Consider the following 12,485-nt stretch of genomic DNA (forward strand, 5'->3'; position numbering starts at 1 on the left):
GTGACTTCCGGGCCCACGCCCAACGAGCGCAGGTGCCGGGCGAGCTGGTTGGCGCGGGTCTCGAGCTGCCGGAAGGACAGCGTCGTGCCCTCGAACGCCACGGCGTCCGCGTCCGGCGTGCGGGCCACCTGCGCTTCGATGCGCCCGTGCAGCGTGGACTCCCGGTCGAAGTCCGCGACGGTGCCACGCAGGTCGCCCAGCAGCCGCTGACGCTCCTCGGGAGCCACGAAGGACAGCTCCGCGAGCGGCGCGTCGGGCCGCTCCAGCGCGGCCTCCAGCAGCACCCGCAGGTGCTTCATCAGGCGCTCGACGGTGGAGCGCTCGAACAGGTCCGTCGCGTAGTCGATGCGACCGACGAAACCATCCGCCGCACGGCTGATGTCCAGGCTCAGCTCGAAATGCGACGCGTCACGCGACCCGATGTCCGCGGCCTTGAAGGTCAGACCGGGCAGCACCAACTCCGTGCGAGGCGCGTTCTGCAGCGCGAACATCACCTGGAACAGCGGCGTGCGGGACAGGTCGCGCGTGGTTTGCAGCGACTCCACCAGCCGCTCGAACGGGAGGTCCTGGTGCTCGTACGCGCCCAGCGTCGTGGTGCGCACCTGCGAGACGAGCTGCCGGAACGACGGCTGAGCGCCGAAGCTGCCGCGCAGCACCAGCGTGTTGACGAAGAAGCCAATGAGGCCCTCCGTCTCCGCATGGTGCCGGTTCGCGATGGGCGATCCCACCAGCACGTCGTCCTGGCCGGAGTACCGGTGCAGCACCGTCTGGAACGCCGCCAGCAGCACCATGAAGGGCGTGGCGCCTTCACGCCGGGCCAGGGCCTCCACCTGCTCGGAGAGAGCGCGTGGCAGGTGCACGGGCACCGCGCCGCCACGCCCGGAGACGACGGCCGGACGGGGCTTGTCGAGGGGCAGGTCCAGCACGTGAGGCGCGCCCGCCAGTTGCTGCTTCCACCAACCGATCTGCTCCTCCAGCGCGTCACCCTGGAGCCAGTTGCGCTGCCAGACGGCGTAGTCCGCGTACTGCACGGGCAGCTCCGGCAGGGCAGGGGCCTGGCCCTGGCGGAAGGCCTCGTAGAGGGCCGTCATCTCACGCACCAGCACGCCCAGCGACCAGCCGTCGGACACGATGTGGTGCAGGTGGAGCACCAGCACGTGCTCCTGCGCCTCCAGCTTCAAGAGCAGGGCGCGAATCACCGGGCCCTGCTCCAGGTTGAACGGACGGCGGAACTCCGCGCTGCCACGCCGCGTGGCTTCCGCCTGCCGTTCCGTGTCGTCCGCGATACCGGTGAGGTCCACGGACTCGAAGGGCACGGTGGCCTCCGAGTGGATGTGCTGCACGGGCTGGCCCGCTTCCACGCGGAACGTGGTGCGCAGCGACTCATGCCGCGCCATCAACGCGTCCAGGCTCTTGCGCAACGCGCCTTCGTCCACCGCTCCGGTGAGCCGCAGCGGCAGCGGCATGTTGTAGAGCGTCGTGCCCGGGCTCAGCTGATCGATGAACCACAGGCGCTGCTGGGCGAAGGACAGCGGCGGCGCGGACGTCCGGTCCGCACGGATGAGCGGCGGCGTCCCGGAGCGGGCGGCATGGGCCAACCGCTCGGCCAACCCCGCCACGGTGGGCGCGCCGAAGAGGTCGCCCAGCGGCAGCTCCACGCCCAGGGTGGACCGGATGCGCGACACCACCTGGGTGGCCAGCAGCGAGTGGCCTCCCAGCTCGAAGAAGTTGTCGTGCCGTCCCACCGTGGGGACACGCAGCACTTCACTCCAGAGCGCCGCCAGGGCGACCTCCGTCGGCGTCTCCGGCGCCACGTAGGTGCTCGCGTCAGCCTGCGAAGCTTCCGGTACGGGCAGCGCCTTGCGGTCCACCTTGCCGTTGGGCGTCAGTGGCAGGACGGGCAGGGCCATGAAGGCGGCCGGCACCATGTACTCGGGCAGGTGCTTGCGCAGGTGCTCACGCAAGGGTGCGAGCTCCACCTCCGGCGCGACGTAGGCGACGAGCCGCGCATCACCGGGCACGTCCTCGCGCAACAGCACCACCGCATCCCGGAGGCCCGGGTGCGAGCGCAGGGTGGCTTCGATTTCGCCCAGCTCGATGCGGTAGCCGCGCAGCTTCACCTGGAAGTCCAGGCGGCCCATGAAGTCCAGCGTCCCATCCTCGCGCCACCGGGCCTTGTCACCCGTGCGGTACAGCCGCGCGCCAGCCTCCGGGCTGAACGGATCCGGAACGAAGCGCTCCGCGGTCAGCTCCGGCCGGCCCAGGTAGCCACGCGTGACGCCTTCACCCGCGAGGCACAGCTCGCCCTGCATGCCGAAGGGCAGCAGGCGCTGGTGCTCGTCGAGCACGTAGGCGCGCACGTTGTCCAGCGGCCGGCCGATGACGGGCAGCACTTGAGGGGCGCCCTGAATGGCCCAGGTCGTGGCGTTGACGGTGGTCTCGGTGGGTCCGTACACGTTGAAGGCACGCGTGCGCTTCGTCGTGGCCAGCCGCCGCCACGTCACTGCGTCCAGCGCCTCACCGCCGATGAGGATCAGCGCCGGCACGTGCGCACGCTCCAGCAGGCCCGCGTTCAGCAGCAGCTTGAGCAGCGACGGCGTGCAGTCCAGCGCGTCGATGCGCTGGGCCTCCAGCCACGCCAGCATCGCCTCCGGGTCCTTGCGCGTGTCGCCGGGGACGACGCACAGGCAGTACCCACTGAGGAGCTGGATGACCTGCTTGATGGACCCGTCGAAGAAGAGCGGCGCGTTCACGCTGACGCGCAGGCCGTGCTGCGGCTGCACGTAGACATCCCGTGACAGGGCCTGATGCAGGTGGAGCACGGAGCGGTGCTGCACCGCCACGCCCTTGGGCATGCCGGTGGAGCCCGACGTGTAGAGCACGTACGCCAGGTTCTCCGGCCCCGCCTCGGAAGCCAGCGCTTCCGCGGACAGCTCCGTCCACGGTCGCTGCTCGGCGTCGAGGCACACGACAGTGCCCACCTCCGGCGTCCATTCCTCCGCCAGGGCCTGCGTGGTCAGCAGCACCGACGCGCGGCTGTCGCCCAGGATGAACGAGCGACGCGCGGCAGGGGCCGAGGGATCGATCGGCACGAACGCGCCGCCGGCCTTGAGGACAGCCAGCAGCGCGACGATGGATTCAACGGAGCGCTCCAGGCACAGGCCCACCGTGACTTCCGGACCCACGCCCAGCGAGCGCAGGTGCCGGGCGAGCTGGTTGGCACGGGTATCAAGCTGCCGGAAGGACAGCGTCGTGCCCTCGAACGCCACGGCGTCCGCGTCTGGCGTACGGGCCACCTGCGCTTCAATGCGGCCGTGCAGCGTGGACTCCCGGTCGAAGTCCGCGGCGGTGCCACGCAGGTCGCCCAGCAGTCGCTGACGCTCCTCGGGAGCCACGAAGGACAGCTCCGCGAGCGGCGCGTCGGGCCGCTCCAGCGCGGCCTCCAGCAGCACCCGCAGGTGCCTCATCAGGTGCTCGACGGTGGAGCGCTCGAACAGGTCCGTCGCGTAGTGGATCTGGCCATCGAAGCCGTCCGCATCACGGTCAAGGCTCAGGCTCAGCTCGAACTGCGACGTGCCTCTGTCCCCGATGTCGGCGGCCTTCACGGACAGGCCCGGCAGCACCAGCTCCGGGAGGGGCGCGTTCTGGAGCGCGAACATCGCCTGGAAGAGCGGCGTGCGGGACAGGTCGCGAGTCGTCTGAAGCGACTCCACCAGTCGCTCGAACGGAATGTCCTGGTGTTCGTACGCGCCCAGCGTCGTGGTGCGCACCTGCGAGACGAGCTGCCGGAAGGAAGGCCGCGCACCGAAGCTGCCGCGCAACACCAGCGTGTTGACGAAGAAGCCGATCAGGCCCTCCGTCTCCGCATGGTGACGGTTCGCGATGGGCGAGCCCACCAGCACGTCATCCTGGCCGGAGTACCGGTGCAGCACCGTCTGGAACGCCGCCAGCAGCACCATGAAGGGCGTGGCGCCTTCACGCTGCGCCAGGGCCTCCACCTTCTCCGCGAGGACGCGCGGCAGGTGCACGGGCACCGCGTCGCCGCGCCGGGAGGCGACGGCCGGACGGGGCTTGTCGGTGGGCAGGTCCAGCGCATGGGGCGCGCCCGCCAGTTGCTGCTTCCACCAGCCGAGCTGCTCCTCCAGCGCGTCACCCTGGAGCCAATTGCGCTGCCAGACGGCGTAGTCCGCGTACTGCACCGGCAGCTCCGGCAGGGCAGGCGTCTGCCCCTGGCGGAAGGCCTCGTAGAGGGCCGTCATCTCACGCACCAGCACGCCCAACGACCAGCCGTCGGACACGATGTGGTGCAGGTGGAGCACCAGCACGTGCTCCTGCGCCTCCAGCTTCAGGAGCAGGGCGCGAATCACCGGCCCCTGCTCCAGGTTGAACGGACGGCGGAACTCCGCGCTGCCGCGCCGCTTCGCCTCGGCCTGGCGCTCCACCAGGTCGTCGATGCCCGTGAGGTCCACGGACTCGAAGGGCACGGTGGCCTCCGAGTGGATGTGCTGCACGGGCTGACCCGCTTCCACTCGGAACGTGGTGCGCAGCGCTTCATGCCGCGCCATCAGCGCGTCCAGGCTCTTGCGCAACGCGCCTTCGTCCACCGCGCCGATGAACCGCAGCGGCAACGGCATGTTGTACAGACTGGTGCCCGGCTCCAGCTGATCGATGAACCACAGGCGCTGCTGGGCGAACGACAGCGGCGGCGCGGACGTCCGGTCCGCACGGATGAGCGGCGGCGTCCCGGAGCGGGCAGCGTGGGCCATCCGCTCGGCCAATCCCGCCACGGTGGGCGCGCCGAAAAGGTCGCCCAGTGGAAGCTCCACCCCCAGGGTGGACCGGATGCGCGACACCACCTGCGTGGCCAGCAACGAGTGGCCACCCAGTTCGAAGAAGTTGTCGTGCCGGCCCACGGTGGGCACGCGCAGCACTTCACTCCACAGCGCGGCCAGGGCGACTTCCGTCGGCGTCTCCGGCGCCACGTAGGTGCTCGCGTCGGACTGCGAGGCCTCCGGTACGGGCAGCGCCTTGCGGTCCACCTTGCCGTTGGCCGTCAGCGGCAGGGCCGGCAGGGGGACCAGGAGCGACGGCAGCATGTACTCCGGCAGCCGCTTCGCGATGAACGCGCGCAGTTCGGCCGGCTCGACGTCCTGGTGCAGCACCACGTAGGCGACGAGCCGCTTGTCGCCGGGCACGTCCTCGCGCACCATCGCCACGGCCTCGCGCACGTCCGCGTGGGCCCGCAGCGCGGCTTCCACTTCCGCCAGCTCGATGCGGAAGCCCCGCACCTTCACCTGGTGGTCCACGCGGCCCAGGAACTCCACCACCCCGTCCAGGCTCCAGCGCGCCAGGTCGCCCGTGCGGTACAGGCGCTCGCCCTGCGTCGAGGAGAAGGGATGCGGGACGAAGCGCTCGGCGGTCAGGTCCGGACGCGACAGGTAGCCGCGCGCCAGGCCGTCACCGCCGATGAAGAGCTCGCCCGGGATGCCCGGCGGCACCGGCTGGCCATTCGCATCCAGCACATAGAGCTGCGTGTCGCGGATGGGCCGTCCCAGGGGGATGGACGTGCCCACCCGGGCCGCGTCCGTCATGCGGTGCGTGGACGCGAAGACCGTCGTCTCCGTCGGGCCGTAGCCAGCGGTGACGCTGATACCCAGCTCCTCCAACACGCGGCGAACCTGGGGCGCCGGGACGACGTCGCCGCCGGTGAGGACCTGTCGCACGCCGCGCAGGGCCTCCAGCTTCAGCTCCACCACCTGCGCGAAGAGACCCGCGGTCAGCCACAGCGTGGTGACGCCATGCCGCTGGATCGTCCCCGCCAGCAGCTCCAGGTCCGACGGAGAGCTGGCCGGGAAGACGACGAGGCGCCCGCCGAAGAGCAGCGGTCCCCAGATCTCCAGCGTGGACGCGTCGAAGGAGATGGGCGCCATGTGCAGGAACGCCGTGTCCGGTCCCAGGTCCACGAAGGACGCGCCGTGCAGCAGCCGCAGCACGTTGCGGTGCTCCACCGCCACGCCCTTGGGGCGGCCGGTGCTTCCCGAGGTGAAGTCCACGTACGCCAGATGGCGCGGCAGCGTGGCCGTCACCGGACGGGACGCGGGCTGCTCCTCCAGACGCAGCTCCTCCACCAGGAGGCAGGGGACCTCCTGCGAGACGGGCAGGGCGGAGCGCAGCGCCCGCGAGGTGATGAGCACCTGGGGCGGCGCGTCCTCCAGCATCGCGGACAGACGCTGCACCGGGTACGCCGCATCCAGGGGCACGTAGGCGCCACCCGCCTTGAGGATGGCCAGCAGGGAGACGATCAGCTCCACGGAGCGATCCAGGCAGAGCGCGACGAGCGAGTCCGGGCCCACGCCCTGCCCACGCAACAGGTGGGCGAGCTGGTTGGCCCGCGCATCGAGCTGCGCGTAGCTCAGGCGCGTGTCTCCGAACTCCAGCGCGATGGCGTCCGGGCGCAGGTCGGCCTGCTGCTCGAAGAGGTCGTGGATGCGGGCGTCCGGGTAGCCCCGGGCGGGGGTGTTCCACTCCACCAGGACCTGCTGTCGTTCCGCCGCCGACAGCATGGACACGTCGGACAGCAGGGCCGAGGGACGGGCCAGTGACAGCAGCGCCTGGGTCCAGTGGCCCAATACGCGCTCCACCGCTTCCTTCGGGATGCGGTTCCCGTCGTAGCTCAGGATGAGCAACAGCTCGCTGCCCGGCATCACCAGGGCCGTAAGGGGATAGTGACTCGCTTCCGCGGCCTGCACGTCGCGGATGTCCAGCTCCGTGGAGCGCTTCATCACCGACTCATCGAGAGGGAAGTTCTCGAAGATCATCAGGGTGTTGAAGATGGGGGTGCCTCGCGGCATGTCGCTCCAGCCCGCCGCGGTGACCAGCGGCGTGTGCTGGTGCTGCTCGAGGGCCCGCTGCTGCGTCTGGAGTGACTGGAGCCAGGGCAGCACGGGCGCCTGCTCGTCGGGGAGCTGGATGCGCACCGGCAGCGTGGTGATGAGCATGCCCAGCATGCCCTCCGCGCCCGGAAGCTCCGGGGGACGGCCCGCCAGCGTGGTGCCGAAGAGGACGTCCCGCGTGGCGCTGTAGCGCGCGAGCACTAGGGCCCACGCCGCCTGCGACAGGGTGTTGAGCGTCAACTGGTGCTGACGCGCGAACGCCTGGAGGGCGGCGGTGTCCTCCGCCGACAGGTACAACCGGGTGCTCGCCATCTTCGCGGGCTCGCCGGGCCGCGCGGTGGACGGCTGCTCCGCGGGGATGGGCGTGGGGACAGACAGGCCGGAGAGCCGGGCGCGCCAGAAGCGCTCGTCCTCGACGACATCGGTCTTCTGCAACCACGCGATGTAGTCGCGGAACGGAGGCCTCGCCGGGGGCGTGGGCGTCGCTCCGGCCCGGAAGGTGTCGTAGAGCCCGAAGACCTCCTGGAAGAACAGGCCGGAGCTCCAGCCGTCCAGCAGCAGGTGGTGGTGGTTCCAAATGAAGCGCCAGTGCTCATCCGCCAGCCGCACGCCCACCATCCGCATCAGCGGGGCCCGCGTCACGTCGTAGCCGCGCGCGCGTTCGGCGGCCATCCGCCGCTCCAGCCCGGCCTGCTGCTCCTCCGGGGACAGGTGCCGCCAGTCGAGCTCCTCGAAGGGCAGCTCCGCGTGCGAGTGCACCACCTGGAGGGGGGCCTCCAACTCCCGCCACACGAAGCTGGTGCGCAGGATGGGATTGCGGTCCACCGCCGCCTGCCAGACCTTGCGGAACAACCCGATGTCCACCGCCGAGTGGATCGACCAGGAGCGCTGCTCGAAATAGAAGGAGGACTCCGGCGTCGCGAGGACGTGGAACAACATGCCCTGCTGGAGCGCGGAGAGCGGGTAGAGGTCCTCCACGGTGGGCCCCTGCGAGGCCAGCAGCCGATCCAACGCGGGCTGGGAGAGGCGCGCCAGGGGGAAGTCGCCCGGCGACCTCCGGCGCGAGTCCTCGGAGTGCCGCCCTTCGATGAACGTGCGCAGGGCCGCGACGAAGCGCTGCGCCAGGGCTTCGAGCGTGGAGGCGTGGTGCAGGTGGTGGCTGAAGCCGAAGAACATCCCCAACCGCCCGTCCCGCACCGACCCGGACACGACCAGCGGGTGCGTCCGGCGGGCCTGGGGGTCCACCGTCGTGCCGACGGGATCATTGCCCAGGCGGAAGAGGGTGCTGTCGTCGGACGCGCCGTACGCATGCCCCAGGTAGTTGAACGCCACCTGCGCCCGGGGGAAGGCGGCCATCCGCTCCCGGACCTCCGGGGGACCCATGTGGCGCAGCAACCCGAAGCCGATGCCGTGGTCGGGCCACTGGCTCAGCGTATCGCGCACCGCGCGCAGGCTGTCGCCCGGGGTGCCGCCCTCGGGCAGCCGCAGCAGCGCGGGCGTCATCGACGTGAACCAGCCCACGGTGCGGGACACGTCCGCGTCCGCGAACAGGTCCTGCCGGCCATGGCCTTCCACGTCGATGAGCGCGTCCGACTGGCCGGTCCACTCGCGCAGCGCGATCGCGAGCGCGGTCAACAGCACGTCGTTGATGCGCACCCGCCAGCCCGACAGCGTCTCCTGGAGCAGCAGCCGGGTCTCCTCCGCGTCCAGTTGGACGGAGACCGACCGCTGCGAGCCGTGGACGTCGGGACCCGCCGAGTCGACGGGGAGCGGGGCGACCTTCAGGCGCGCTTCGTCCAGCCACAACGCCGTCTGGGCGTGCAGCGCGTCGGAGAGGGCGTGGGTCTCCAGCCGGCGCGTCCAGGACAGGAAGGACGTCGTCTTGCCGGGGAGCACCGCGGGGCGCCGCTCAGCCAGTTGCAGGTACGCGGCCTCCAGGTCCTCGATGAGCACGCGCCAGGAGACGGCATCCATCACGAGGTGGTGGACGAGGAGCAGCAGGCGCTGGTCCTCCTGCGCCCCGAAGTGGAAGAGGGCGGCGCGCAGCAGGGGAGGCCGGGCCAGCTCGAAGCTGGTCTGGAGCCGCTCCGCCTGCTCCTCCATGGCGCGAAGACGGTCCTCCGGCGGGAGCGAAGAGAGATCCACCTGGAGCAGCTGGAAGGAAGCCTCCTCGGGTGAGGCGTTGTGCTGGCGCCAGCAGGAGCCCTCGCGGGTGAAGCGCATGCGCAGGGCGTCGTGGTGGCCCAGCAGCACCAGGAGCGCCTGTTCCAGGAGCGCCGGCTGGAGCGGCTGCCGGGCCCGCAGCAGCAGCGGCATGTTGAAGTGGTGGGCGTGTTCGGGATCGCCCTCCAGCAGCTCCCGCTGGATGGGCGTCAGGGGGACCTCGCCCACCACCGGGCCCTGCTCCGCCTGGGTGCCCGCGCTGACCTTCGCCACGTTCGCCAGCGCGCCCAGGGTGGGGTGCTGGAAGAGGTCGCGCACGGAGAGCCGCACGCCGGCCTGACGCGCGCGCGCGACGACCTGGATGCTGATGATGGAGTCGCCGCCCAGGTCGAAGAAGTTGTCGTCGACGCTCACGCGCTCGACGCGCAGCACCTGGGCCCAGATCTCCGACAGCCGCTGCTCCATCTCCGTGCGGGGCGCGACGTACTCACGCCGCGAGGCGCGCACGCCCTCGGGGGCCGGCAGGGCCTTGCGGTCCAGCTTCGCGTTCGCCGTCAGCGGCAGGGCCGTGAGGGGCACGAACGCCGACGGCAGCATGTACTCCGGCAGCCGCTGCTCGAGGAACGTGCGCAGCACGGCCGGGTCCAGGTCCAGGTCCTCGCTCGCGACGAAGTAGGCGACGAGCCGCTTGTCGCCGGGCACGTCCTCGCGCACCACCGCCACGGCCTCACGCACGTACGCGTGCGCCCACAGCGCGGCCTCCACTTCCGCCAGCTCGATGCGGAAGCCCCGCACCTTCACCTGGTGGTCCACGCGGCCCAGGAACTCCATCACCCCGTCCGGCCTCCAGCGCGCCAGGTCGCCGGTGCGGTACAGGCGCTCGCCCTGCGTCGCGGAGAAGGGGTTCGGCACGAAGCGCTCGGCGGTCAGGTCCGGACGCGACAGGTAGCCGCGCGCCAGGCCGTCACCGCCGATGAAGAGCTCGCCGGGAACGCCCGGGGGCACCGGCTGCCCGTGCCTGTCCAGCACGTAGAGCTGCGTCTCGTTGACGGGCCGTCCCAGGGGGATGGACGTGCCCACCTGGGCCGCGTCCGTCATGCGGTGCGTGGAGGCGAAGACCGTCGTCTCCGTCGGGCCGTAGCCGGCGCTGACGGTGATGCCCAGGTCCGTCAGCACGCGGCGGACGTGGTGCGCCGGGATGACGTCGCCGCCGGTGAGGACCTGCCGCATCCCCCGCAGGGCTTCGGGCTTCAGCTCCGCCACCTGCGCGAAGAGGCCCGCGGTCAGCCACATCGTGGTGACGCCATGCCGCTGGAGGACGCTCTCCAGCAGCTCCAGGTCCGACACAGGGGCAGGCGGGAAGACGACGAGGCGTCCGCCGAAGAGCAGCGGGGCCCAGATCTCCAGCGTGGAAGCGTCGAAGGAGATGGGCGAGATGAACAGGAACGCCGTGCCCGGCCCCAGGTCCGCGAAGGACGCGCCGTGCAAGAGCCGCAGCACGTTGCGGTGCTCCACCGCCACGCCTTTGGGGCGGCCGGTGCTTCCGGAGGTGAAGTCCACGTACGCCAGGTGTCGCGAGTGCGTTCCCGCGTGCACGGGCGTCGTGGGCCGCCCGTCCAGTCGCAGCTCCTCCACGAGGAGGCAGGGCAGGAAGTCATCCACCGCCAGCTCTTCGCGCACCGCCCGCGTCGTCAGCAGCAGCCTGGGCGGCGCGTCCTCCAGCATCGCGGCCAGACGCTGCGCCGGGTATGCGGCATCCAGCGGCAGGTACGCGCCTCCGGCCTTGAGGATGGCCAGCAGCGCGACGATGAGCTCCACCGAGCGCTCCAGGCACACGGCCACCAGCACATCCGGCCCCACGCCCTGTTCGCGCAGCAGGTGCGCCCACTGGTTCGTGCGCGCGTCCAGCTGGGCGTACGTCAGCCGCGTGTCCCCGAACTCCAGCGCCACGGCGTCCGGACGGAGCGCCGCCTGCGCCATGAAGAGGTCTTGAATGCTCGCGTCGCGCGGGTAGCCGCCGCCCGTCGCGTTCCACTCCACCAGCACCCGCTGACGCTCCGCGCCGACCAGCAGGGACAGCCGCGAGAGCGGCACCTCCGGATTCGCGACGACCTGACGCGCCAGCTCCACGAAGTGCCCCGCCATCCGGGCCAGGGTCGCTTCGTCGAAGAGCGCGGTGGGGTACTCGAAGCGGCAGGAGAGGCCCGCGCGGTTCTCCCAGACGTCCAGGCCGAGATCGAACTTGGACGTCCCCGTGGAGACCTCCACCGGGGTCAGCTCCAGCGACGGCAGCTGGGCCTTGGCATCCGGCGTGTTCAGCACGTTGAGGACGACCTGGAACAGCGGCGTGCGGCTCAAGTCCCGCGGCAGGCCCAGCGTGTCCAGGATGCGCTCGAACGGTGCGTCCTGGCGCGCGTAGGCCTCCAGCGCCTGGGTGCGCACGCGGACCAGCAGCTCCACGAAGGAAGGCGTTCCCTCCTGCCGCGCGCGGAAGGCCAGCGTGTTGACGAAGCACCCCAGCAGGCCCTCCACCTCGGGACGCGTGCGGCCCGCGAGGGGCGTGCCCACCACGAAGTCCTCCTGGCCCGAGTAGCGCGACAGCAGCGTCTGGAAGAGCGCCATCATCACCATGAACGTCGTGGCGCCCTGCTTGCGGCCGAGGCCCAGCAGCGGCTCCGCCACGTCCGCCGGGAACTGGAAGCGGTACTGCGCGCCCTCGAAGGACTGCTCCGCCGGGCGCGGCCGGTCCGTGGGAAGGACGAGCGTGGGAGCCCCGAGCAGTTGCTGCTTCCACCAGCCGACCTGCTCCTCCATCACGCCGCCTTCGAGCCAGTCGCGCTGCCACACCGCGTAGTCCGCGTACTGGATGGGCAGCGGCGGCAGCGGCGACGACGTCATGCCCGCGCTGTAGGTCGCGTAGAGCACCGTCAGCTCGCGCGCCAGCACCATGGTGCACCACGCGTCGGACACCGCGTGGTGGAGCACCAGCGCCAGCACGTGCATCTTCGGCTCCACGCGCACCAGCAGCGCGCGGATGACGAGCTTCTCCAGGTCGAAGGGGATGAGGGCGTGGGCCCGGCACAGGCGCGCCAGCTCCGCCTCGCGGGCCTCGGGCGTCTCGCCGGCCACGTCCACCTGCGCCAGGGGCAGGCCCCGCGCCGGGTGGATGAGCTGCACCGCGGTCTCACCCTCCAGCGAGTACGTGGTGCGCAGCACTTCGTGCCGGGCCACCAGCTCGTCGAGCGCGGCCTGGAGCGCGGCGACGTCCAGCTCGCCCGTCAGGCGGAACGTGGTCGCGTTGTTGTACGCGCCGCTCTGCGGCTCCAGCTGCTGGATGTACCAGAGCCGCTGCTGGGCGAAGGACAGCGGCAGCGGCCGATTCCGGGGCACCCGGGGGATGGGCGGCGGGGCGCCAGGCACGCTCGGGGC

Annotated in this window: 1 protein-coding gene (cut by a window edge); it reads right to left on the reverse strand. The window is 71.3% G+C overall.

Annotated features, from left to right (window positions below; genetic code table 11):
* Nucleotides 1–12,485: part of a non-ribosomal peptide synthetase coding region (locus D7X12_RS02660; protein WP_147443495.1), annotated on the reverse strand (this coding region is incomplete at its 5' end). Its footprint begins 18,301 nt before the window's first position; the window shows 12,485 of its 30,786 annotated nt.

It is taken from the genome of Corallococcus sicarius, from assembly GCF_003611735.1.
Lineage (GTDB): Bacteria > Myxococcota > Myxococcia > Myxococcales > Myxococcaceae > Corallococcus > Corallococcus sicarius.